At 64.7% G+C, this 24144-nt stretch carries 20 protein-coding genes and 3 pseudogenes; 8 read left to right on the top strand and 15 right to left on the bottom strand.

Annotated features, from left to right (window positions below; translation table 11 throughout):
- Positions 1-13: 13 nt before the first annotated feature.
- The 4 genes from ACODTB_RS13120 to ACODTB_RS13135 all read right to left on the bottom strand — a co-directional run bounded on the left by ACODTB_RS13120 (position 14) and on the right by ACODTB_RS13135 (position 2756).
- The gene (locus ACODTB_RS13120; protein WP_086920782.1) at positions 14-859 is read right to left on the bottom strand and encodes a replication initiator protein A; all 846 of its coding nucleotides are present in this window, start codon (positions 857-859) and stop codon (positions 14-16) included.
- 35 nt (positions 860-894) lie between these two features.
- Entirely contained in the window at positions 895-1203 is a 309-nt protein-coding gene (locus tag ACODTB_RS13125) for a helix-turn-helix domain-containing protein (protein WP_086920781.1), read from the bottom strand.
- A gap of 84 nt (positions 1204-1287) precedes the next feature.
- The gene (locus tag ACODTB_RS13130) at positions 1288-2109 is read right to left on the bottom strand and encodes a DUF2285 domain-containing protein (protein WP_086920780.1); all 822 of its coding nucleotides are present in this window, start codon (positions 2107-2109) and stop codon (positions 1288-1290) included.
- A gap of 293 nt (positions 2110-2402) precedes the next feature.
- On the bottom strand, positions 2403-2756 hold the full coding sequence (locus ACODTB_RS13135) for a DUF2958 domain-containing protein (protein ID WP_086920779.1): 354 nt from the start codon (positions 2754-2756) through the stop codon (positions 2403-2405).
- Between the two features lie 312 nt (positions 2757-3068).
- Between ACODTB_RS13135 and ACODTB_RS13140 the strand changes: the two genes are divergently transcribed.
- The gene (locus ACODTB_RS13140) at positions 3069-3359 is read left to right on the top strand and encodes a helix-turn-helix domain-containing protein (RefSeq protein WP_060986960.1); all 291 of its coding nucleotides are present in this window, start codon (positions 3069-3071) and stop codon (positions 3357-3359) included.
- Positions 3360-3420: 61 nt separating this feature from the next.
- Here the strand turns inward: ACODTB_RS13140 and ACODTB_RS13145 are convergent, their stop codons facing one another.
- The 8 genes and pseudogenes from ACODTB_RS13145 to ACODTB_RS13180 all read right to left on the bottom strand — a co-directional run bounded on the left by ACODTB_RS13145 (position 3421) and on the right by ACODTB_RS13180 (position 12195).
- Positions 3421-3732: a DUF736 domain-containing protein gene (locus tag ACODTB_RS13145; RefSeq protein ID WP_086920778.1), complete on the bottom strand. Its 312-nt coding sequence runs from the start codon at positions 3730-3732 to the stop codon at positions 3421-3423.
- Between the two features lie 733 nt (positions 3733-4465).
- Positions 4466-5218, bottom strand: a complete 753-nt coding sequence (locus ACODTB_RS13150; RefSeq protein ID WP_086920777.1) for a hypothetical protein — start codon at positions 5216-5218, stop codon at positions 4466-4468.
- A gap of 346 nt (positions 5219-5564) precedes the next feature.
- Positions 5565-6971, bottom strand: a pseudogene (locus ACODTB_RS13155) (chromosome partitioning protein ParB); the annotation flags it as partial.
- Between the two features lie 95 nt (positions 6972-7066).
- A pseudogene (locus ACODTB_RS13160) lies at positions 7067-8071 on the bottom strand (tyrosine-type recombinase/integrase).
- Positions 8068-8982 carry a tyrosine-type recombinase/integrase gene (locus ACODTB_RS13165; RefSeq protein ID WP_086920775.1) on the bottom strand — a complete coding sequence of 305 codons (915 nt, stop codon included), beginning with the start codon at positions 8980-8982 and terminating at the stop codon, positions 8068-8070. Before ACODTB_RS13165 ends, ACODTB_RS13160 begins: the two are co-directional and overlap by 4 nt.
- On the bottom strand, positions 8976-10094 hold the full coding sequence (locus ACODTB_RS13170; RefSeq protein ID WP_158100891.1) for a tyrosine-type recombinase/integrase: 1119 nt from the start codon (positions 10092-10094) through the stop codon (positions 8976-8978). Before ACODTB_RS13170 ends, ACODTB_RS13165 begins: the two co-directional genes overlap by 7 nt.
- A gap of 568 nt (positions 10095-10662) precedes the next feature.
- A pseudogene (locus ACODTB_RS13175) lies at positions 10663-11274 on the bottom strand (ParB/RepB/Spo0J family partition protein); the annotation flags it as partial.
- A gap of 93 nt (positions 11275-11367) precedes the next feature.
- On the bottom strand, positions 11368-12195 hold the full coding sequence (locus ACODTB_RS13180) for a DUF932 domain-containing protein (protein WP_086920849.1): 828 nt from the start codon (positions 12193-12195) through the stop codon (positions 11368-11370).
- 535 nt (positions 12196-12730) lie between these two features.
- Here ACODTB_RS13180 and ACODTB_RS13185 point away from each other — a divergent pair.
- Both ACODTB_RS13185 and ACODTB_RS13190 read left to right on the top strand, forming a co-directional pair.
- A complete protein-coding gene (locus tag ACODTB_RS13185) occupies positions 12731-12913 on the top strand; it encodes a hypothetical protein (RefSeq protein ID WP_238136741.1) in 183 nt (60 codons plus the stop codon).
- The gene (locus tag ACODTB_RS13190) at positions 12883-13398 is read left to right on the top strand and encodes a DUF6988 family protein (RefSeq protein ID WP_238136740.1); all 516 of its coding nucleotides are present in this window, start codon (positions 12883-12885) and stop codon (positions 13396-13398) included. The genes ACODTB_RS13185 and ACODTB_RS13190 overlap by 31 nt, the downstream gene beginning before the upstream one ends.
- Before the next feature lie 33 nt (positions 13399-13431).
- Here ACODTB_RS13190 and ACODTB_RS13195 read toward each other — a convergent pair whose 3' ends face one another.
- The 3 genes from ACODTB_RS13195 to radC form a co-directional block, all read right to left on the bottom strand.
- On the bottom strand, positions 13432-13779 hold the full coding sequence (locus ACODTB_RS13195; RefSeq protein WP_086920773.1) for a DUF2958 domain-containing protein: 348 nt from the start codon (positions 13777-13779) through the stop codon (positions 13432-13434).
- Between the two features lie 211 nt (positions 13780-13990).
- Positions 13991-14515, bottom strand: a complete 525-nt coding sequence (locus tag ACODTB_RS13200; protein ID WP_086920772.1) for a thioesterase family protein — start codon at positions 14513-14515, stop codon at positions 13991-13993.
- Positions 14516-14801: 286 nt separating this feature from the next.
- The gene (radC, locus tag ACODTB_RS13205; protein ID WP_086920771.1) at positions 14802-15323 is read right to left on the bottom strand and encodes a RadC family protein; all 522 of its coding nucleotides are present in this window, start codon (positions 15321-15323) and stop codon (positions 14802-14804) included.
- 487 nt (positions 15324-15810) lie between these two features.
- On the opposite strand from radC, the gene ACODTB_RS13210 reads away from it, so the two are divergent.
- From ACODTB_RS13210 to ACODTB_RS13230, 5 genes are all read left to right on the top strand, one after another.
- The gene (locus ACODTB_RS13210; protein ID WP_192871558.1) at positions 15811-16974 is read left to right on the top strand and encodes an AAA family ATPase; all 1164 of its coding nucleotides are present in this window, start codon (positions 15811-15813) and stop codon (positions 16972-16974) included.
- Positions 16971-19193, top strand: coding sequence for a S8 family peptidase (locus ACODTB_RS13215; RefSeq protein WP_488929390.1), 2223 nt, complete (start codon positions 16971-16973; stop codon positions 19191-19193). Before ACODTB_RS13210 ends, ACODTB_RS13215 begins: the two co-directional genes overlap by 4 nt.
- 63 nt (positions 19194-19256) lie before the next feature.
- Complete coding sequence (locus tag ACODTB_RS13220; protein WP_086920769.1) at positions 19257-20036, top strand: RNA polymerase sigma factor; 780 nt, start codon at positions 19257-19259, stop codon at positions 20034-20036.
- Positions 20033-20626, top strand: coding sequence for a hypothetical protein (locus tag ACODTB_RS13225; RefSeq protein WP_086920768.1), 594 nt, complete (start codon positions 20033-20035; stop codon positions 20624-20626). The genes ACODTB_RS13220 and ACODTB_RS13225 overlap by 4 nt, the downstream gene beginning before the upstream one ends.
- Before the next feature lie 4 nt (positions 20627-20630).
- Positions 20631-24059 (top strand): ATP-dependent helicase, encoded by a 3429-nt coding sequence (locus tag ACODTB_RS13230; RefSeq protein WP_086920767.1) that lies wholly within the window; start codon positions 20631-20633, stop codon positions 24057-24059.
- The last annotated feature ends 85 nt before the right edge of the window (positions 24060-24144 follow it).

Raw genomic sequence — 24144 nt, forward strand, 5'->3', positions numbered from 1 at the left:
GGCCATGAACCGCTTATCCCCGTGCCGTGGGCGGCACCGGCCGGAACGTCAACACCTCGGCACCCGTGCCCGGCATGCGCACGATGCCCAGGCGGTAGCCGGGCATGGACTGCCGCGCCACCAGGGCGCGTAGATCGCAGGCGAAGTCGTGCGGCTTCGCCGTGCTGCCCGATTTGCGGTGCAGGTGTTTGAAGTCGAACTGCCAGCCGCCGGTCTGGTGGCCGCCATGCTTGCGTACCAGGCGGTAGAGCCAGCGCTCGATGCCACCGGTGAGGTTGAAGTAGGCCGGGTCGATGGTCAGCACCAGGGCAGCGTCCAACACGCCCGCGTAGAACCAGTCCGGAAGGATCAGCTCGATGCCCAGCGGGGTGCCGCGAGCGTCGGCCAGTTCCTTCCACTCGTTGATCCACGAAAACCGGTGCAGGCGTCGGCCGGTGGTCTCGCGAATGGACGTGGCCACGGTGGTGGACTGCAGGCGATCGAGCGCTGCCTTGAGGCGCTGGTAGTCGCGCAGCGAGACCCCGCGCCCGATGAAGCGCAGGATTTCGTAGGGCCGGGCACGCATCAGCCGCGAGGTGGTGATGCCGGCGTCGCGCGCTTCCACGATCTGGCTGGCGGCCCAGATGAGGATGTCGGCGTCCCAGATGGTGGCGATGCCGTGTTCCTGCGTGCCTTCCACTCGGATGGCGACGTTGCCGCTGCGAAAGTCGATGGGCTTGGTGCGCCGGGACTTGGCCAGCGAGAAGAAGGGGTAGGCCATCAGGTCCTGGCTGTCGCGCGGCGCCATGTCGCCAGGCAGCGCGCAGAACATGTCGAGCTGTTCCGTCGGGCATTGGAGGCGTGGCGCTGGCAAGGTCATCAGCCGTTGGCAAGGGAGAGGGCGCGCAGCGCCCCTCAGCGCGCACGGCTGTCGGCCGAGTGGTGCTCGGCGTACTCGGGGTCGGAGGTGGCCTCGAAGCTGCGCTGGTCGGCCCAGGTGTCGAGGTCGGTGACGGCGTACATGACGCGCCGGCCGAACTTGCGGAAGCGCGGTCCGCCGCCGATGACGCGCTGTTTCTCCAGCGTGCGCGGCGACAGGCGCAGGTAGTCGGCGGCCTCGTCGTTGGTGAGATAGCGTGGCGGTTGTGGCTTGGGTGCAGCTTGTGCGGTGGCCTGTGGCGGGTGGGCGGGTGCGGCGGCAGGCCGCAAGGGAAAGGGTCGCATGAGAGGCGCCTCCATCGGTTTGGAAGGCCCGCCTGCGGAGTTGCAGGCGGGTGGAGGCAGTCTCAGGAAGCGCGGGCGTTTTGCTCAGGGACGATCTGGGGTGGGACTGTTTCGTCCCAGGGGCGGAGGGGCGAGCTGATCGAGACCCGCCAGTTCGCGGTAGCCGCCATCCACCAGAGCACGGCCACGCTGCACCAGGCGCCGCACACGGGCACGCAGCGCGCTGTCGGCGTGCCAGTCGGATGCGACCTCGGTCGAGCCGAAAAGCCCTTCGGCAATCTCGCGCAGCGAGGCGCCTGCCTGGCTGGCATCCAGGGCCTGCAGGGTCAGCAGCGCCTGCAGGGCACTTTGGCTGGGCCGTGGACAGGTTGCGGCTGAGGGCTCGCAGCGACTGGCGGCGGCCAGTTGGTCCAGATCGTTTGCCAAGTCACGATAACGCATGCAAGGCTCCTGGCAGGCGCGCATGGCGAATGCGTGCGGCATGCCGTCGTGCAACTCGGGCGCCAGCTTCAGGCGTACACAACAGCCGGGCCAGCGCGCGGCGAGCAAGAGGCCTCGGCCATCGTGCTGCAACTGCTTGCGACCCGGTAGGCGCCAGAGCTCAAAGGGGGAAGCTTCGGGGATGGGGTCATCGTCGTGTATCACGCGAATGGTGCACGCCCGGGCGTTGAGCCAGTCGGGCAGCGTTTCGCGCGCATCCAGCGCTGGGTCTTCCAGTGTGCGCAAACCCCAGTGCTGCGCCGCGTCGGCGGCCTGCGTGTGCCAGGCCTGCCGGTAGCCGGGATGGCGCCGCAGGTACTCCCAGGCCAGCGCAGGGCCGTCCAGTTGCAGCACGTAGAGGTACGCCGCGCTGGCGTGCCAGGGCGGACGCCGGGCGGCCAACTGGCCGTCCTCGATATTGACCATATGCGAACTCCCTGTTCTTCTGCAGGAACGTCGCATCGGCCGGCAAAGGCTACGGGTTCATCGGTCGGCGATCCGGTCGTGAGGGGCTGTGCGGTGGTTCATCGTCCGATGGTGGCTGGACTCGCCAATAACGAGCCCAAAGCGACGGCCACGTGGTGGAAGACCATCGCGGCAAGAATGACCATGGCGTGGTGCAGCGTGTTTGTCATGTCCATTTCGGTCTGGATCGTGACCCGGAATGGCATCGTCAGCAGTCGGACCCATAGGGTCTGACGCGCACGTCGATCCTTTGCTCAATCCGTGACCGAGCCGTTGGCCTGTGCCAGCCGCAGGTATTCCGACATCGGTCGCACGGCATGGAAGTGCAGGTCGCGCCGCACCGGCATCTGCTGAGGACCGACGATGGTCGCGAGGTCCGACAGCTTGATGGTGCCCAGCTCGGGCATTCCGATGCCCACGTCGCACAGCCCCCAGGCAGTGTCGCCATCGGCCGGGTCGAGGGCGGCGAGCAGCCAGGTCGCGTGCGCGTCCGGCGTGAAAAGACGTACCACGGGCCACAGGTCGACCTGCGCGTCAGCGGCGCGAGCATGTCCGTTCTCCAGCAACTGCGCGCGCTGCTCGTCGGTCACAAGGGGTTCAGTCGGCATGGTCAGGGTGCGTGGCGCTGTGCGGAAACACGTGTTGCATCAGAAGCACCGAATCCCAAAGCCGCTTTCGTGTCTCCCCGCAAAGGCGCAGAGGCGCTTTTGCAGAAAAGCACCCTTGCACGAAGGCTGAAAGTCGGCATGACGTGAATGCTCGAATGAGCAAAGGTGGCTGTGAGGCTCTACGTAGATACACGAGTGTTACGCAAAAGCACAAAAGCACCCATACGGAGATTTACCAAAGCGGCAGCTCAAATCGCCAATGAGTTAAAGATAACGTGGTTTTAATTGTCTCTCGACAGGACGCTTCTGTCCATGCAGAAGCGTCCTGTCCAGGCTGGCCGTCCGGCCGGCGCCACCACCTTCGATGCCGAACTGGCGCAAGCCTTCGGCGCGGCGGTGCGTGCGCTGCGCTCGGGGCAGGGCATGGCCCAGGAGGCGCTGGCGCACCGCGCGGGTATCGAGCGCTCGCACATGGGCAAAATCGAGCGCGGCGAGCACATTCCCTCGCTGCCGCTCATCTTCAAGATCGCGGCAGCGCTGGAGTGCGGTGCGACCGACCTGATGGCCGCGACCGAAGCCCAACTGGGTTCGGCCGAGGCCTGAGACTGCAGCAGGCTCGGCCTGCAGCAGCGATCCCGCCAGGGCGGCGGGATCGGACCGGCCGTCAGGCCGTGGGCTTGCTGCGCGACCAGATCAGGTTGTGTGTGCCGTCTTCTTCCTCGATCAGGCGGGCGTAGATGGTGGCCGGGAACGAAGGATCGTCCAGCGTCACCGACAGGTAGGGGCGTTCGGACTGGCTGACCTTCTTCCAGGCGGCGCCGATGTCGTAGCCGGTTCCGGCCTGGATGCGGTAGTCGGGGGCGTTCTCGCTGCCCTTGTCGTTGCGCACGAACTTGACCTTGACGTTGAGCGTGAGGGTGCGAACGGTGCCGATAAAGCCGTCGTTCTGAGCGGTGAAGGTGCCGATGTTGGCCATGATGATTTCCTTTCGGGTTGCCAAGGTCGCGCCCATCGCGTCCTTGTTGTGATCCGTCAGGCGGGGGACGGGCGGGCCGCACCCCGCAGCGCAGCGAAGGGGCCGCAACAGCGTGGAGGACCGGCAGGCACGGGAAATTTGCCTCGCGAGGAATCCGCGCAGCGGAGGGGAAATTTCTTGGGCCGTACGGTTGCGGCCATCAAGCCCGAGGCGAAGCCGCGACCCCGCCAGGATTCACAACGAGACAAGGACGCCTGGGACGCACCTTTCCCGAAAGCCTCATGGCCGAGCACGTTCATCACGCCTCCGGCAAGACTTCAGCGGCCACTACCCATGCGCTATTGGTCAGAGTCGCAACGGCGCGAGAAGCCACTGCAGCATCCACCCGGCGCCTCGCATCGCACGTCGCCTGTCAGGTTCGACCAGTACGGTGCCAATACCCATGCGGTATGTAGCGATCACCTCGGCCAACTGCCCGCCAGCGTGAGGGAGAACGGCATGCCAGGCAACCCAGCGCAGCGAGCAAGGGCGTAGCACCCGGCTCGCACGGCAGAGGAAGACAGGGCCGGACGTCGGAGCACGAACGCATTCGGCCCCCTGGCAAGCGCAGCGCGCAGGCGTGAAGGATCGAAGCCGAAGGGCCGTGACGGCCATGACGGCACGGGGCGCAGCCCGAGAGCCTGGCGGCGCTGGGCGCCGACACGCCCGGCCCCGGGATTCACCGTCACCAAGGTCACATGAAGAAGCTGCCCTGATCCGAGTAGCCCTTGGTGTCGATCTTCAGTTGAGCCAGCCAGGGCTGGACCGCTCGTTTGCAGGAAAAGTCCTCACCGCCGTCCTGAACCCACGCGCCCAGGCGGCGCTCCACCCAGGCGTGAGCATGGGCGTCGCCATCGCGCAGACCATTGAATCGGTCGGGCTCGATTCCCTCGTGCCGCGGGTGAAGCACCACGTTGATCGTCAGTTCGTCACCGCTGATGGCATTCACGCCGGCCACGGCCGCATGGCCGTCCTCAAGCTCGAAGCGGTAGACGTGCCGCTTGCAGAGCTGGCTGTGCGGGTTGCCGCCGGGCCACCAGTTGTCGCTGGGCTCCAGCCCGAACAGTCGTTGTTCCAGGCCCGCATTGATGGCGGAGACCACCAGGTTGCGCCAGCCCATCCAGCGCACACCGCGCTTCTTGGTCAGCGGGAAGTTGCGGAAGGGCGAGTACGAGTGTTCGAACTCTGGGACCAGGCGCAGGTCCGGCGTGGCGTTGTGGCCCAGCTCTTGGAGCCGCTGCACCATGCGCGCATTGCTGGGCTTGGGCACCTCGATGGTCGTGCGACCGGCCAATGCGGCGCGCAGCGCCGCATGCGTCTTGAAGCCGAGCGCCGACGCGAGGGCTTCACTGAGATGAGAGGACGAGACACCGCTGACGCGGTACTGCGCACTGTGCTTGAGATTGCGCACGGCCGCAGCGGAGACGAAGAATGTCGAATCAGACATGCCAAATTCCTTTGTGCATGGTCGATGACTGCCGATTACGCACCGACCGGAGGAATGGACACGGTCTGCGATCAGAGAAGGGAAGCGAGAAACGTCGTTTAACCCGGCAGCAGGTTCAGCGTGACGCGGCTGTCTCGGCATTTTATGCGCTGACACCAACAGCGTTGGCATGAAGCGCCCGCGCAAGCCCTTGCGCGCCGCCACGCCGCCGCCTGATCAAAGGCGGCGGCGTGGCGGTTTTTGTGTGACCGCGTTTGGCACGAACGGTCGCGAGCCTGCGCGCACAAGGAAAAGCCCCGCGCGCAAAACGCTGGAGCCATGAGAGGGCCCGTGGGTGTTTCCTCTGTCAGTTTGCCGAGCCTTGCGCGGTCGCACCATTCACCGTTGTCGGCATCTGACGACCGAACACGGCAGGCATCCAGCCACTGCCCTTGGTCAGCCGCTCGGCCTCCTTCGCAATTTCCGCCTTCTTGAGCTTGGACAGACGCTGCACCTCATTCGGCGCGAACTGTGCCATCGCATCCAGGATCGCGGCCTTGGGCACGTGCAGGAAATAGCTGTCGGCCGTGGGCTTCCACCATGCGGCCATGTCCAGTCCCAGCGCCTGTGCCAGTTCGGCGCCGGGCTGGCTGGCGGTCGCGCGGGGCGTCACCACGTCCACCGCCGGGGCGGTGCACAGCGCAAGCAGCTGGACCAGTTCTTCCTGGCGCATGGACAGCAGCACCATGAACAGTTCGCCGGGTTCCTGTGGCAGCTTGTCGGCCCAGGTGTGTCGCAGTTCACGCAACGCGAGCGCCGCAGGCGACTCGGGCCAGTCGGGTGCCAGGTCTTCCAGCCGATCACGCAAGCTCAGGCGAACGCCCAAGGGCAGGGCATTGCGATAGCCGCCCTGCAGGGCCTGTTGCACCATGGCATGAACCAGCGCAGCCAGCGCCACCTGCGGATGGCGCGCCAGTTCGATTTGCAGGGCGGCGGTGCGGTGCGCGCTCAGGCGCTGCGCCAGCCGGTCGGACAGGTGTTCGGCGCCGTGTGGCGCATCACCCGTGGTCGATTCATCCGACTCGCCACTGCCGCCGCCGTCGTTGCCTGAGCCGGTGGCGGCGCGTTGCCGTGCCGCGTCCAGCGCGCGCAGCGCCTTGGCTTCGGCCTCGCGCAGCAGGCCACGGTGAATGAGAACCCGTCCCTCCCGGTCCAGCGTCACGATGGCACCGGCCATCGCGCGGACCTCAAGCGCATGCCCGCTCAGTTGGGACTGCACGGCTTCCAGTTCGGCCACCAGGGCCTCGCGCCGCTGGTGCAGGGTTTCGGCCTTGTCTTCGTCGTCCGCGTCGTAGGCTTCTTCGAGCGCGGCATCGGTGCGGGCGATGCGACCTTGCAGCACCTCCATGCGCCGGGACTCGCGCGCCGTGGGTTCGCGGCGCTGACGCGGTGCGTTCTGGAATGCCTGCCGCTCGGCCGGGCTCAGGTGCGGCACCGATTCCACCCAGGCCCAGCCCTCGGCGCGCACAGGCTCGGCCAGTGACTCCAGCTTGTCGCGCACCAGCCGTTCCAGCAGCGCGACATCGGTCAGGGTGGTGCCGGTGGCCTCGTCGTCGGCGAACAGGTCGCGGCGGATGCCACCCCCGGCGGCGGTGTAGTCGTCCAGCCCGACGAAGCGCACCAGCGCATGGTCGGCGCCGATTTCCCGCTCGGTGAGACGCTGGCGCAGCGCAGCCGGGCTGCGCTGCCATTCGGGCGCCTCATAGAACGCGGCTTATGTGGAGTGCGAGGTTATGCCGAGCACGGTCGGCAACAGCCTGCATAGATTCCCAGAATCACTCGGCATAACTGTGCCCCTCGTGGGCTCTTTTACGTTGCGTTCCGAACTTCGGCGAGCATGTTTATGAGGGTATCGGACGGTGACCGGAACTTTCCGGGCTTGATCGATGGCGGCACGTGCGCGGCCAGTACTGCCAGTTTCTCTATTGGATCAGCGCGCAGATAGGTCTCGGTGGTCGTGATGCTCGCGTGCCCGAGCCACAGCGCGACCTTGCGGATGTCGCCGGTGGCCGCGAGCGTATGCATGGCGCAGCTATGCCGTAGGACGTGGGGAGTGATGCGCTTGTGCAGCAACGACGGCTGCTTCTGAGCGGCGACCGCAACGTGCTGGGCAAGCCGATGAGCAAAGCCGTCTCGAGTCATTGGTGCATCTTTGCGGTTGAGGAAAATCTCTGGTGTCCGCGCCTGGGGTCGAACAGAAAGCTAGGCTCGCAGTGAAGCCTGGGTCTCGCGCCACAGTGGCAGGACACGCTCGCGGCGACCTTTACCAACAATCCGGACCATCGAGAGAGAGCGGTTGGGAAAGTCATCCAGGCGCAGCGCCAACAGCTCGGCAACCCGCAGTCCCGCAGCGTAGGTGAGATGCATCATGGCCCGATCGCGCATACCGCCGGCGGTGTCGTTGCTCGGGGCGTCCAGCAGGGCCTGAATCTCCTCGCGCGTCAGATAGTCGATCAGCGCTGTATCTGTCCGCTTCTGAGGCAGCGCACGAATGCGCATGACCTGGTCAAGGCAAGCCGGAGCCTGATATTCAAGGTAGCGGAAGAAAGCTCGAATTGCGGCAAGTCGGGCATTGCGCGTGCGAGCACAATTGCCGCGCCCCACCTCTATGTCGTCGAGGAATTTGAGCACGAGGTCCGGACTGAAGTCTTCGACGCAAAGATCACTGGGTCTGCGGACGAGCCTGGTGGCTGCAAACCGGACCAACAATGAGAAGCAATGTGCATAGGTCGCAACAGTATGGGGACTGGCGTTGCGGTCGCGCGGCAGATGCTCCCGTAGGAACCCGGTGAGGTATGGGGCGAGAGCTGTCATGCCACCTCTCCCCGAAACAGTTGTTCTCCAGCATCGGCGATGTCCCGCATCAGGAGCGGCGTCGCTTCGAGGTACCAGTAGGTCTTGTTGACATCCACATGACCGAGGTAGGTGCTGAGCGCCAGCATGTGGTTCGCGACGGCTTGTCGATCATGGGAGCAGGACTCCAGCGAACGCACGGCGAAGGTGTGCCGCAGATCATGCAACCGCGGGCCTGGCGCCGGACTGGGCGAACGCAATCCCAGTTGCCGCAGGAGTTGAGTGAATACTTGTTGTGCGCAGCGCTGATGCGGAGCACGGCCAGTGGTCACCACGAACAGGTCATCGCCATGGGCACTGAGCTTCGCGCGGACCGCGAGGTAACGGTCCAGCGCCTGTCGGGTCGTCGGATGAAGCGGCAAGAGCCGACTCTTGCCGAACTTGGCATTGCGGATGACGAGCCCGTCCTCGCTGAGGTCATCGCGTTTGAGTGCCAGGGCTTCGGATATGCGCAGGCCGGCCGCAGCCAGCAGACCGAAGAGATGATGGTACGTATGCGGCCGGATCGAACCTTCGGGTCCGAGGTTGAGCGCGGCGTCCATGATGGCGCGGACGTGGTGAGACTCCAGCAGATGCGGCGCTGGGCGTGGCCCCTGCCTTCGCCCGAAGGCACCAGCCGGAGGAACTTCATTGCGAGCATCCTCGGCATGGAGAAAGATGCAGAAGAGTCTGATGGCGTTGAAGAAGGTGCGTGCACGATTTGGCGTGGAAGCCAACCGACACCAATCAAAGATGCGGTGAGACTGAAGGTGCTGATCCCCGTGCTCCTCCGCGTAACAGGCAAACTTCCGTAGGATCCGGTCCGATACATCAAACTTGAGTCCGAAGCCGCGTTGCATTGCGACATAGCGCATGACGTCAGCGCTCAGCATGATGCGTCTCCCGGCCAGGGCTGCGCGACACGGGCCAGCATGGTCACATCGACCTTGGCATAGATGGCGGTCGTCTCGGGCGATTGATGACGCAGGATTGCCCCAACGGCTTCCAGGCTGGAGCCTGCCCTCACCATCGAGGTCGCCAGCGAATGGCGGAACACATGCGATCCGGATGGACCGTCTTCAACGCCGGCACGGGTGCGTGCCCTTGCGACGAGACAAGCGATCGCCGAGGGCTTCAAGGGTCTGAACGGCGCCTGCAGGCGTAGGAAGACGCAGTCCTCCCGCACGGTCGGGCGAACTTGCTCGATGTAGGCCAACAGCGCGTCACCGGCGTCTTGTGGCAATGGCTGTTGCGTCGCCCTTCGACCCTTGCCATCGACACGCAAGCGCGCAGTCGGCCAGTCAATGTCTGCCAACCCGAGCTGGCAGATGTCACCGGCGCGCAGGCCAAGCCGCGCCAACAGCAGAATGATCGCTCGATCCCGCAAGCCTGCTGGTGTACAGGTGTCGCAGGAAGCAATGATCTGCTCGATGGTCGCTGGGCTGAGAAACCGTGGCAAGCCGGCATACCGAGGGCGCCGCGCGTAGGGGACGGCATGCACGAGTTCGGGACGACAGGCGTCCCCGGCGACGAGATGCCTGAGATAGGACCGGAGCACTATCGCGGTCAGCTGCACCGACCTGTGGGATCGGTTGGCAGGCTGGTTCAGAACGATATTGCGGATCGTGATGGCGTCATACGTGCGGGGATCCTTGTCGAGTGACGACAGCCAACGCGCGACCTCGGCCAGATAGCGCACGGTCGTCTGCCTGGTGACTCCGCATCGATGTGTAAGCCACGCCTGGAAATCGGCAAGACGTGGATCTTCCTCAAGGGCACTGCGTGGGGGCACGAGGCCGCAGTCACGCAGATACTGAAGGAAGCTCGCTCCTCCACGCCGCCTGCGAATCACACCTGAGTCGGTCAGGGTCCCGTGTTTGCGGCAGAGAAAGCACCGGCAATCGTGGCGCGCGAAGCGTTCGACATGCCGGTCATCCATATCCTGTGCCGCAATCCGCGACAGGTGGAGCCAATGAACGAAGTGTTCAGCAGCGGAGGCGAGCATGCTCCGGGTTCCGCTGCTGTATCCCAAGGCGATGAGCTGGAGCTCATAGGCAGGGCGTCGGGCCGCCACTGGAGCGAGGTCTTCGGGAACTGGAATGCCGCCGTGATCTTCGAGGAAGCCAACGAACCGGCGGACATTGGTGATGTACCCCGGTCGATGAGCCTCTTGCTGGCTGTAGACCTGGCCACCATAGCCCAGGCACTGACATCGATGGCATGCAAAGCGCTCAACGACAGCGGCGTCCACTTGTTCGAGTGGAACGCGACGCAGCCGCAGCCAGTGGAGAAAATGGCGAGCTGCACTGGCGCGGGATGCAAAGGATGGGACGCCACGTTGGGCCTTGAGATAGTCGGCCAGGAGAGTCGCACCCCGATCCGATGTGCGACGCGAACCTTCCTTGCCGAATGCGATGCTTGAGTTGGAAGTCATGATGATTCCTTCGTCTGGTTGAGGAGAAATGCATCATGGTTATGCCGAGTGATTCGGGGAATCTATGCAGGCTGTTGCCAGCCGTGCTCGGCATAACCTCGCACTCCACATAAGCCGCGTTATGCCGAAATCGGCATAACGCAGCTTCCTGCGCGGCGTGGTCATCGGTCACGGCCAGCGCCATCAACTGGTCCAGGCTGAGGGCGTCGGCGCGGTAGTCGGCCATCAGGCGTGGGGAGACGTTGGCCAGCTTGAGGCGGCGCTGCACCACCAGAGGCGTGACGCCGAAGTCGGCCGCGATGTCTTCCACCGGGCGCCCTTCGGCCACCAGGGCGGCGAAGGCTTCGAACTGGTCGGCCGGGTGCATGGCCTCGCGCTGCACGTTCTCGGTCAGGCTGGCGGTGCGCGCGCTGCCGTCGGCCACCAGCAGGCAGGGCACGTCCCAATCCTTGGCGATGCGGCGCTTCTTGGCCAGCAGCTTGAGGGCCGCGAAGCGGCGACCTCCGGCCACCACCTCGTAGTGTCCGCCGTCCGCAGCCAGGGTGACAGTGAGGTTCTGCAGCAGGCCCACGCGCTCGATGCTGGCGGCCAGCGCTTCGATGGACGGGCTCGCGGTCTTGCGCACGTTGCGGCGCGACGGGCGCAGCCGCGACAGCGGCACGAGCAGCATCTGCTGCGAGGGCTGGGCGGGCACCTGCGGTGCGGGGATGGCGTGCAGGGCCTGGGCTTCGGCATCGGTGAGTGCGTTCATGGTGAAACTCCTGTCGGATGAGAGGTGAAAGGGGTGAGTGATGAGGAGAGGACGGCGGCAGGGCCATTCCCTGCGCGCCGCCTGGGTTCTGGATCAGCCCTTGAGCTGGCGCATGCCATCGGCCAGCAGCCACAGGGCGCGGTTCAGGCGCAGGTTCTGGTCGATGCCCTGCACGGGGCGGGTGCTCTGGCGGCGCCCGTTGGCGCTGCGGCCCGTCAGTCCGCCCTTGATCAGGTTTTCCTGGGTGCGGTTGAACACGCTCCACAGGTCGCGCCGGTCGTCGTCGTGGCGGCGCGGCATCAGGATTTGCGATTCCGTGACGGGCGGCGCCTTCTCGGTGTCGTCGTACTTGAGGGCCAGCGCGGCGCGGCCGAACACCTCGGATTCGCCCGCGTCCAGCGTCAAGGACTGCATGGCCTCGCGTGATTCCTGCGCCTGTCCGAAGCCTTGCAACACCGTGTAGGCGCCCTTGATCACCTGCGCGGCCACGTCGCCCTTGTGTGGCACCCGCACGTCGGCCACGGTGTCGCCGCACACCAGCCCGTTCTGGCAGACAAAGCGGAGCATGCCGGCCAGCATCTGGTAGCTGCTGGTGCCGTCGTGCGAATTGAGCAGGATGATTTCGTTGGCCTCGCGGCCGTTGATCTGGCTGGCGTGGCGAAGCCGGATGAGGTGCTTGGTGAATTCGCGCCGGTCGTCATGGCGCACGCGGGTCTGGCACACCATGAAGGGCTGGAAGCCTTCGCCGCGCAACTCCTGCAACACGGTGGCGGTGGGGATGTAGCTGTAGCGCTCGGAGCGGCTGCCGTGCGGCGCCTCCGCAAAGATGGATGGCGCCACCGCGCGGATCTGGTCATCCGACAGCGGGGTTTCGGAACGCAGCACCGGCGAACGCGGTGCGAAGCGGGAGGCAAGTTGCATGGTCATTTCTCCAAATGAAGCTGGCTGTTGAAAACCCCCACCGGATTCCTAGATTCGGAGCCCTCTTCGGGTCTTCCGGTGGGGTCGGCGCAAAGACCTGGGCCGGTCCCGTCGCCACCGTCTTTCCTGAGTTCATCGCCCGCGACCCAAGGAGCGCGCCGCCCGGTGCCGTCAAGGAAGCAAGCGCCAGGGCTGGTGCGGCCCGTAGGCGCAGCCGAGGACACGGCCTGGCGCGCCTTGACGGCACCGGGTGGCGCGCTACGGTCGCGGAAGTGGTGATGGACGAGGGAAGAGGGCGCAAGTGGCACCTGGCCACAGATGGCGCCGACCCCACGCAAGCGCAGCGCGCAGGCCCGGGTGTCAGGCCGGGCCGAAGGCGTCAGCCGACCGGAAGGAAGGGAACGATGGAAGCCCGTCAGGGACGAGACCGCGGGACTGCAGGGGCCGGGGGCTCGGTGCGCAGCACGACAGCGCGGCCGGCCAGACTTACAAGGCCGGCGACGCCCGGTGGCACGGAGCGCTCTACGATGACGACATGACCGAGAAAGACCAGAACCACCTCGATCCCCTGGAGCAGATGCTGCTGCGCTCGGATGCCTTGCACGAACGGCTGAACGAGCTGCTTGACGAGGCCGCGTTCGACGGGTCTGCGCGTGGCGAGGCCGCGCTGGGCATGTGTGGGTGGCCATGGAACACGGGACCGCCTTGCGTGCCTTGATGGCGCTGGGAATGCCCACCTCGGCGGTCAGCCTGATGAGACTGCAGTTCGAGGCCCTGACCCGCTCGATGTGGCTCATCTATGCGGCCAGCGATGCCGCCATCGAGAGGCTGTCCGCCCCGCTCACGCTCGAAGCCGAACAGGCCGCCAAGAACCTGCCCAGTGCAAAGGAGATGATCGATCAGATCGGCAACCGCGTCGGGCATACCGTCCCTGCCGCAGCCCACCAGATGCTGACCCAGTTCAAGGACGTGTCCTGGACCGCCATGAACTCCTTCGTGCACGGCGGTATCCACCCGCTGCGACGCAGCGCCGATGGTTTCCCCGTGCACCTGGCCCTGCAGGTGCTGCGCAACTCCAATGGCCTGAGCACCATGACCGGCATGACCATGGCCGTGCTCACCGGCGATGAAGCCATCGCCACGCCGATGAGCAAGATCCAACCAGCGTTCGCGGACTGCCTGCCGGATCTGCGGAAACCCTGAAAACCAGGGCGTCAACGACGCCCTGGCGGCGGATCAGGCGACGATGCGCCCGGCCAGCCGCGCGTCCCGCGCGTAGGCGTTCAGGCGCTTTTCGGCACGAAAGTGCAGGTCGCGTTCAACCGGTAACCCGAGCCGACCACGTACCGTCGTCAGTTCCTGAAGACTGACCCAGCCCAGTTCGGGCGCACCCAGGCCAAGATCGCACAGACCAAAGACATGGTCGTGGTCGTCCGGGTCGATCTCGGTCAATAGCCAGGTTGCGCCGGCGTCGGGTGTGAACAGCTTGACCACGGGCGCAGGGTCGAAGTCAGGGTTCTGCAACGATTCGCGGCCATTGGCCAGCAGCAGCACGCGCTGCTCGTCGGTGATGAGTGTGTTCATGGTGAACTCCAGAAGGAATGCCGGGCGAGATTGCCCGCAGCCTCCGGGTCACGGCGCAGCGCAGCGGTCAAGGTTCGAAGACGGCCGCCGAGGCCGCCAGCGCAGCGCAGATGCGCGCCGACCTTGACGGCGAGAACGGCGTGGCACGCTGGGTGCAACAGCAAGCCAGCCCACCCTCACTCTTCAGATACCCCGCTGTGGCGGGGCGCATTCAGGAAGCTTGGGACTCCCGGCGACGGAACGACTCAGGCGGAGCACACCAGCCGGGAGCGCTGTCAACCGGGTCTCTGTCTGATTTCGTCGTGAGCGCTTCTACTTTCGCGGCGATGCGCGATTCCATCGAGACTCGGGGCGCCACGACCAGAATGACGCAGCCCTCGCAGACCACCTCGTGGTCGTCGGATGCCTGAACGCGGAATTTCGCGCTTCGCTGCCCCAGGCGTTCAACCCATCCCCGCAGCTTCAGGGTCGATCCGGGCGGGATCGGCCCCTTGTGCTCCAGCTCTATCGTCCGGCCTACCACGACCTCCGAGGTGGCATCCACGTGCCGCTGCATCTCGCGAATGCAGATGGACTCCACCACGGCGACCAGGTACCCGGTCGCCAGGCATTCGATCAGCCTCTGCGCATAGTCGCTCCCATGCGGGAGCCTTGAAAAAAGCGCCCGTGCCGTCTGCTCCGGCGGCACGCTGTAGGTTTCTTCAAAGGAGATTTCGCTGATGCCTTGGTGGTTCATGGAACTGGAAAATGGGTTGACGACGTGCGTTTGCTCTCCGAAACCCCGCTTCAAAGCGGGGTGACAGGAACAGCGTTCGATCCTCGTTCGGATGCATCGCGTCTTCAACCCAGTTAGGCGTTCTCCAGCGTAGCTGGCTCGATGCGGATGTCCGTGCGAGGCGGACGGAGGAAGCCCCACCGTCTCTGGCTTTGAAGTCATGAAGTGCTCGTGCCACTGTGTGGTGGCACGCTGTTGGGCAGGAAACGAAGATCCGGGAGCCGGTGTGGCTCCCGGTTGTGTGGGCTCAGATCAGCCCGCGTTCTGCAAAGGACAGGATCGTCGGCCCGGCCACGATCAGGTGATCGATGACGCGCACGTCCACCAGCGACAGCGCGCTCTTGAGGGTTTGGGTCATATGCTCATCGGCCCGCGAGGGCTCGGCCACGCCCGACGGGTGGTTGTGGACCAGAACGATGGCCGCTGTGTTGTGTGCCATGGCTTCCTTGACCACCTCGCGCGGATAGACCGATGTCTGGGTCACGGTGCCGCGGAACATCTCGACGTACTCGATGACCCGGTGTTGGGCGTCCAGGTGGATCACCGCGAACACCTCGTGCTCCAGGGTGCCCAGCTTGATGCGCAGGAAGTCGCGCACAGCCTGCGGCGACGACAGCATCTCGGTGCCGCGCAACTGGCCCTCCAGAACCCGCAGCGCGGCCTGCAGCACCTCAGCCGGCTCGGCCGGACGGTAGCTGCCCGCGACATCGCGGACGAGCAGGGAGGAATCGATGTAAGACGTGAACGACAGGGAAGACAGCTGCGACATGATCGGCTCCGGTTCGGAATCGGGCGGGATTGCCCGGAACCGGCCACTCACGCCGCAGCGCAAGCAGTCAGGGGTCGAAGGCGCAGCCAGAGACGGCCGCCAGGACGCCAGCGTGCAAGGCACGCGCAGCCCTTGACGGCGAGAACGTGCGTGGTAGGTTGAAAGGGCAAAGCAAGACCGCCCCCCCCGCACACCACAACAGCCCCGGCAAGCGGAGCGCGCAGCGGCCACGCCGCGGAGACGTCAGGGATCAAAGCCGGATGGCCGGGATGCGGCACGAAGCCCGGGGCACAGCTCGCAGAGCCCGACGGCGGGACGCCGGGACGTTGTATCAAGGTCGCACGACCCGGACATCCGTCGACGACCAGACTGTCACCGCCACTGGCACTGGCTTCGTTTGTCAACTTCACTCTGACTTGTGAGATAATGAATTTAGTCCGATAATGTTTTTGTTTTTATACATATAAATCAACAGGTTAATTAAGTGATGGGCGAAATGAAGGAAGAGCAGTCAGATTTAGCCCAGATGGTTCGCTTGGCTCTGGCCGAGCAGACAGAAGACGTGCGCCTGTTCGCGGCGCGACTGGTCCGCAAGTACCGTGGGACGGCGCCCGACCTGGCCGAGCAACTCGAACTGTTCCTGAAGTCGAAGCCGGTACGCAGCGTCTCTCCCATGCGCAAGCTGTCGCCTCCGCCGTCGGCGACCCAAGCCCTGCCGGTCGATGACGAATCCCGCCTCTCGCTCCTGAAGGTGTTCAAAGACGAGCCGACGAAAGACGCGCCGCTGCTGTCCAGCGATGTCGAGGATGTCTTGGGGCAACTCATCGCCGAGCGCCGACAGAGTGAACGGCTGCGGGCCATGGGGCTGACGCCGACCCGCTCCGCCATCTTTGTGGGACCGCCCGGGGTTGGCAAGACGCTTACGGCACGCTGGCTCGCCGCGCAGTTGAAGGTGCCGCTGTACGTGCTCGACCTGACCGCCGTGATGAGTAGCCTGCTTGGCAAGAGCGGCGCCAACCTGCGGGCGGCCATCGACTTCGCCAAGCGCGATCCCTGCGTGCTGCTGCTGGACGAGATCGATGCCATCGCCAAGCGGCGCAGTGATGACAGCGACGTGGGCGAACTCAAGCGCCTGGTCACGGTGATCCTGCAGGAAGTCGACGAATGGCCCGCCAGCAGCGTATTGCTGGCGGCTACCAACCACCCAGAACTGATCGATCCAGCGCTGTGGCGCCGCTTCGACCTGGTGGTCCAGTTCAAGACGCCCGATGGGCAGGCCGTCAAGGAAGCTATCAAGCGTTTTCTGGGGCCGGACTACGCCCTTTTTGCCCGTTGGATCGACATCCTGGTGTTTGCATTCGCCGGGCACTCGTTCAGCGACATCGAGCGCGATGTGCAGCGTTTCCGGCGCGCCGTGGCCCTGGGTACGACCACCGACGCCGATCTGGTTGAGGACTTCATGAAGGCTCGCGCTTTGGCTCTCGACAGGCAGGGGCGCATCGACCTGGCAGTGATGCTGGCCAAGCAGACCCGCCTGTCCCAACACGCCGTCTCCGACATCACGGGCGTGAGCCGGGACACGATCCGCAAATACACCAACGATACGCCTGCGGCACGAAAGACCGCGCTCAGGAGAAAGGCTGACGCATGAGCCAAACCAATTTTTTGATCGGTCGTGGCGAACTGTTGACCCATGACATTGTCGGTCCGAGGCGCATGCCCGGCAAGGCTGAGGTCTACACCTTCGCGCAGGCGCGGGAACAGTTGGTGCCCCAATTCCGCAGCGCTGCGAAGGCGCTCGACGAACTGTCTGCCGACGCCTGTCCGGGAGACTTCGCCGTGGCCCGGTTGATGATGAATCCCAGCTTCATTGCTCGCTCCTATTTCCCAACCGGCCTGTTGCGTAGCACGGGGCTGGAGTCCATCGGCAGCCGCACCGTCAAGGTCAAGCCGAAGGCTTGGACTCGCAAGGGGCAGCCACAAGAGACCACAACCACCGAACTGTTCGTCGCTGGCAAGCGCCAAGCCTTCCGTAAGCTCTCGCAGTGGACGGAAACCATCGACGCGCAGTCCGACGAGGGCGAAGACCTGACCCACATCGAACAGTTCGCCGCCTTCGCGCCAGCGGAGCGCATCGTGAGCCTAGGTGGCCCGAAGGATCGCTTTTTCGAGGTGGGCCTGCATCTGTTGCCTGACGAAGATCCTGGCCTGATTCAGCAGGCTTTCGTGAAGTTCGCCCAGCGGGAGGGCGTGAAGGTCCATAGTGAAGTCGATTTCGTCGCAGGCAACCTGTGGTTCGTGCCGGTCGAGGGAAAGCCGCGCGAAGTCGAGAGGCTGGCCAGCTTTGCCTTCGTCCGGGTGATCCGGCCGGTGCCCAAGCTGCGCGGCATCCGCCCCTTACAACGCAGCGGTGGGCCCTCGGTAGGGTGCAGCCTCCCCACCGAGCAGGCCCTGTCGTCTGAGCCTCGCGTCGCCATCCTGGACGGTGGCTTGCCGAAGCACCACCCAATCGGTCCCTGGCTTCGCTCGTACCGCAAGCTCGACGAGGACGCCGACGATGACCCGCATGGCCCGGAGCACGGCCTGGGCGTGACCTCGGCCGTGCTGTTCGGACCGATCCAGCCCAACGGAGCGGCCGGCAGGCCTTTCGCCCCGGTGGACCATTTGCGTGTGCTCGACCAGAAATCGGGTGGCGAAGACCCGCTGGAGCTGTATCGCACGCTCGGTCTCATCGAACAGGTTCTGCTGTCCCGCTCCTACGAGTTCATCAACCTGAGCCTGGGGCCGGACCTCGAAGTGGAGGATCAGGAGGTCCATGCTTGGACCTCCGTCATCGACGAACTGCTCAGCGATGGCGACACGCTCATGACCGTGGCCGTGGGCAACAACGGAGAACGCGACCGCGAGCTCGGCTACAGCCGGGTGCAGGTTCCGTCTGACTGCGTGAATGCGCTCGCGGTCGGCGCGGCCGATGACACCGGCGCGGACTGGGCTCGCGCGCCCTACAGCGCGATCGGGCCGGGCCGCAGCCCCGGCGTCGTCAAGCCGGATCTGATGGCCTTCGGCGGCAACCCGGCGGCCAAATACTTCCACGTCTTGGCCCCGAACGCGAAACCGGTGCTGACGCCACAGCTCGGCACCAGCTTCGCGGCGCCGTACCTGCTGCGCAGTGCGGTCGGTATCCGTGCGATCCTGGGCGGCAACCTGACGCCTCTCGCCATCAAAGCCTTGCTGGTCCATGCGGCTGATTCCGGCGAACATGACCCGATCGAAGTGGGCTGGGGCAAGATTCCCGAGGACACGCTCGACATCATCACGTGCCCGGATGGCGTGGCCCGGGTTGTCTATCAGGGGGAGCTCAAACCCAGCAAATACCTGCGCGCCAGCCTTCCGCTGCCCAAGGAGGGCCTGACGGGCAACGTCCGCCTAAAAGCCACGTTCTGCTATGCGTCGCCCACCGATCCGCAGGATGCCGCAGCCTACACCAAGGCTGGTCTCGAAGTCGTCTTCCGACCCAACGACGAAAAGATCAAGGACGGCAAGAGCAACGCGGAAACCAAGGGCTTTTTCGACCTGAAGAAGTTCGCCACCGAACAGGAACGCCGTTCGGATCAGGGCAAGTGGGAAACCGTTCTGCACGGGGCCAAGACCTTCCGTGGTTCCAGCCTCAAGAACCCTGTGTTCGACATCCATTACAACGCCCGCGACGGTGGTGGCCGAGCCACAGGTCCTGAGAAGATTCGATACGCGCTGATCTTGTCGGTCGAGGCACCGAAGCACGCTGATCTGTACAACGACATCCTGCGCGCATACGCCAAGACGCTGGTGCCGATCCAGCCGCAAGTGTCGTTGCCGATCCGCATTCGGTGATATCGAAGGTGGAATCCAAAGCAAGCTTGAAGCAGCGAGGACTAAGGAGCAAGGAGAAGACCGATGCCGGAGCCTTTGAAGAGCAAAGACAAGAATGGGGCGCCGTTCACGCGACCGCGGGAGATTGAGGCCTGCTTGGTAAGACTGGAGTCGCTCGATGCTGCTACACGCCTGCAGGCTTTCGCCATCACGTCGAGAAAAAGCGACGGCTATGTTCCGTCGGAAGCGATGACGTATTTCCTGCGGCGCGCCTGGGCTGCTGGTGCCCAGAGCGAGTTCAAGCAGATCTTCGAACTGCTTATGAAACGCGTCGGGCAGTCCCTGTGTTCGACGATCTCCGACGCCCGTATGGCCGGGGCGCAGGGCATACGCGAAGAGGTCATGGGCCGATTCGCCGAGCGAATCGCCAAGGACTGCAACGGCCGCTTCGCCATGCTGGACTTCTTTGAGGTGCGGTTCGACCTGGCATTTTCCCGGTTCCGCAAGACTGTGCTGAGGCAGATCGGGCCGGCTGCGGTGGTCACCGTGCCGCTCTCCACCGACGGTGATGAAGGTCAGGACATTTCTCCTGAGGTCGAAGCAGCCGCAGCCGACTTCCTCGGAGGTGATCCCAAAAAAATTGACGACCCGGCTTTCCGGTTGGAGCTAGACGCTGCGATTGATGCATTACCAGATGATCAGAGACGGGTCGTGGGCTTGTTGCGACAAGGTTTCCAGACCCACTCGGAGGACCCCAACATGATGACTATCTCCAAGATGCTGAAGTGCGATGAGAGGACCGTAAGAAATCGCAAAGTCCGAGCGTACAAGACCTTGAGGGCCGCTCTTCAGGGGGACGTATGAGCACCTCAAAGCCCTTCCCCGCGGACGAGGAATCCGTGCTGATGGCGTTCTCCATGGAGCCCGACCATGGCCGGGAAACGCTCGAGCGCTACATCAGCGAGTACCCGCAGCATGCGACTGCGCTGATCGACTGTTCGATCGATCTGCGTCATCAGCCGCCAGCGGAAGATGTTTCGGCAGCCGTGGTGCCGGATAGTCTGGTGGACAAGGCCTGGCAACGGTTTGAGCGGGCTGTCCAGCAGCCCGCCGCGGAGGTGGTGAATCCGTTCGCCAAGCTCAATTCGAGCGGCTTCAAGTCGCTCGCGCGTAGCCTGGATGTCAGCAATCTCTTTCTGATGCGCGTGCGCGATCGAGCCATCAGCGCTGTAACCATTCCCGCCCGATTCGTCGAGAAGCTTGCTTCGGAGTTGGGCGCCACAGCGCAAGCTGTGGGCGCGTACCTGCAGGGCCCACCGGGGATGGTCTCCGGACATGCTTTTCGGTCCAGCGTGAAGCCGAGTGTGGGAGAACAGATCACATTCGACCAAGCGGTCGCGACTTCACAGCTCACGCCAGAACAGCAGGCGACGCTGAAGGCGTTGTCGGACTAAAGCGATGGACGCCACCGAGGCCGCTCGCCGGGAAGCAGAACGCCTGCACCGTGCGAACGTCGCGGCCGGTGGCGATCCGACCCAAGCTCTGGAGTTTGCGCGTCGGGAAGCCACGAGTCGCAGCTTGGATGTGTATGCGCTGCAGGTAGGGGATACGCAACTAAAGGGAGGCAGAGCCACACTCGACAGCCAGGCTGGAAGCATCCTCTACGAGGATTGCGGATCGGACTTCGAACGCGCCTTCCTCATCGCACACGAACTCGGCCATGTCGTGCTGGAAGGTGGCGTGCTGGACGTGGTGACGGTGGACGTCGAGCCCGATCGATCGATGGAGGACGCTCCGGTCGGTGTCGATCGCGTTCTTGACTACGGGGCGCGCGAGCGGCGTGAGGTCAAGATGGACCTCTTCGCGCGAGAGTATCTGCTTCCGCGCCCTGTGCTGCGCGAGTTGCATGTCCACGAGGGGCTGAGCTCCCTCATGATCGCGACGCGCTTTGGCGCGCCGCTCGCCGTCGTGCAGCAACAGTTGCTGGATGCGCTGCTGCTGCCACCGGCCGAAGAGCCGCACCCCGTAGGCACCGGCGCCGTGGCAGCTCCGCTCACCCCAGACCCCACGCAGGCTCAGGCGGCAGCACATCGTGGCTTGGCGTTTCAGCTGCAGGCAGGGCCGGGTACGGGCAAGACGCGGACGCTTGTTCGTCGCATCGAAGGGTTGCTTGCGGACGGCGTCGATCCCACTACGATCCTGGTACTCACCTTCTCCAACAAGGCGGCCAATGAACTGTGCGAGAGGATTGCCGCGAGCAATCCTGTCGCGGCGGCAGCGATGTGGATCGGCACATTCCACGCGTTTGGCCTAGACATCGTTCGCCGCTTCCACGACCGACTGGCGCTGCCGCCGGACCCGCGACTGATCGACCGGACGGAGGCAATTGAACTCCTGGAGGACGAGTTTCCGCGGCTCGACCTGAAGCACTATCGCAACCTCTGGGATCCGTCCCTGGACTTGAGCGACATGCTGAGCGCGATCTCGCGCGCCAAGGATGAGGTTGTCGATGCTGCGGGTTATCGCGCCCTCGCGCAGTCCATGGCGGTCCGAGCGGGAACCGACCAGGACGCCAAGGTCCGCGCCCAGAAGTGCCTGGAGGTTGCCACGCTCTTCGAAGCGTACGAACGGCTGCTGACCGGGCGCCAGCTGCTGGACTTCGGCGACCTGGTTGCGCTGCCGGTCCGTCTTGTCGAGGGTAGCGCCGAGGTAAGGGACGCCCTGCGTGCTCGCCATGAGCATGTGCTGGTAGATGAGTACCAAGATGTCAACCGCGCCTCGGTCCGGCTCCTGAAGGCCATCGTCGGCGACGGCCGCAACCTGTGGGTTGTCGGCGATGCACGCCAGTCCATCTACCGCTTCCGCGGCGCCTCTGCGACGAACATCGCGCGCTTTTCGATCGACTTCCCTGGCGCGCAGGCCGCACGGCTGGGCGTCAACTATCGCTCTGACGAGCGCATTGTCGATGTGTTCACCGAGTTCGCGCGTGGTATGCAAGCATCCGCCGGTGCTTTGCCGCTGAAGCTAAAGGCCGACCGCGGCACCAAGGGAGAACGGGTAGAGCTTCGCGTTGCCGAGTCGGCTGACGACGAAGTCTCCGCGCTTGCCGCGTCGATTACAGCCCTGCGTGAGCAGGGCATTGCCTACGGTGGCCAGGCGGTTCTGTGCGCGTCCAACGCGCGCCTGAACGCCATTGCCGAAGGTCTTGAAGCCAGAGGCATTCCCGCGCTGCACCTTGGCAGCCTGTTCGAGAGGCCGGAAATCAAGGATCTCCTGGCCTTGCTGTCGCTTGCGTCCGACCCACGGGCGGCCGCGATGGTGCGCGTGGCAACCATGGCCCGGCATCAAATGCCGCTGCAGGATGTCATGCGGGTCATCGAGCACCTGCGAGCGGCGAATCCAGCCTCGATGGCATGGTTGGCCATGCATGCCGAGGTGGACGGCCTGGCAGAGGGCACTCGGGAAGCACTCTCGCGCTTGTCCACGCTTTTCGCGGGCGTGAGCGCATCGACGAACCCCTGGACTCTGCTAGCCGGATGGACGATCGACAGTCTCGGACTCGCGAAGACGCTGTATCAGGCTGGTGATGCGCAGAGCCGCATGCAAGGTCTGGCCATCTGGCAGTTCCTGAACTTCTGTCGCCGGCAGCCCAGAGGGCAGGGCGTGCCAGTGCTTCGGCTGCTTGATCGCATCCGACGCCTGGTGCTGCTCTCGGAGGATCGTGGACTGAGCCAGCTGCCCCGCAGCGCCGAGAACATCGACGCTGTGCGCTTGATGACCATCCACGGAAGCAAGGGGCTGGAGTTCGATGTCGTTCATCTGCCTGGCATGGTGACGTCCGGCCTGCCGCGCAACAACGTGCCGCCGCGTTGTCTTCCACCGGATGGTCTGATCCACGGTTCGGAGGGGTTGACCGGTATCGAGGCGGTGAAGGCCGGCCACGACGAGGAAGAAGAGTGCTTGTTCTTCGTCGCACTCTCGCGAGCGCGCGACAGGCTGCAGCTGTATGCCTACGCCAGGCAGGCTGATGGGCGTGCGCGTAGCCCCTCCAGGTTCGTCGCTCCGATCGACCGATTCCTTGTTCGTCCGGTCCCGGTGCCGTTGCGAGCCGGCCCGACATCGACGAGCGTGCCGCTATCCATCACATGGCAAGGGCGTCCTCAATGGACCGACATCCAGGTCAACCTCTTCGAGCGTTGCCCGCGCCGCTTCCTGTACACGCACGTGCTGAGGCTCGGCGGTCGGCGAGCCGAAACAGCGTTCATGAAGACGCACAACGTCGTGAGTGAGGTGTTCGAGTGGCTGAAGCGGGAGCACGAAACGACAAGTCCCACGGTGGACGATCTGGCGGCGCGCTTCGAGGAGGCGTGGCGCTCCAAGGGCGAGACAGAGCATGGGTACGCGGAAGACTACCGGCGTATCAGCAGACGGCTCGTAGAATTTCTCATCGAGAGCCGCAGCCGCGGGGTGCCCGCGCCGGCACCTCCGATCTCGTTGGGGTGGGCCGAGGGCGAGATCCTTGTAAGCCCGGATGGCGTAGCTCACGGAGCCGGCGGACGCGTCACGGTGCGGCGCGTCAAGACGGGCAAGCAGCGCTCGAACGCCTTCGATGACATCGAGTACACGGTTCTTCATCTCGCCGCCGTTCAGGCCTACGGCCCGCACGCGCAAGTCGAGGTGACCTACCTGACCAGCGAAACCATCCAGCCGGTGGAAATCTCGTCGCGCAAGCTGGAGTCCAGGCGCGAGAAGCTGCAGTCCTTCCTTCAAGCGATGCAGGCCGGGCAGTTCCCCGCGAAGCCCGAGGCGCGCAGCTGCCCACGCTGTCCGAGTTTCTTCCTCTGCGGCGACTTGCCTGGAGGGACGTGGGTGCAAGAAAAACTTTGACCGGCCTTTCCGGTCTGGCTTTGGACTGCGATTGACTGAGTAAGGGGCCCCAGAAAGCCTGCAATCCCGCAGGTGATGGCTCCCC

The organism is Hydrogenophaga sp. FG152 (assembly GCF_057809615.1).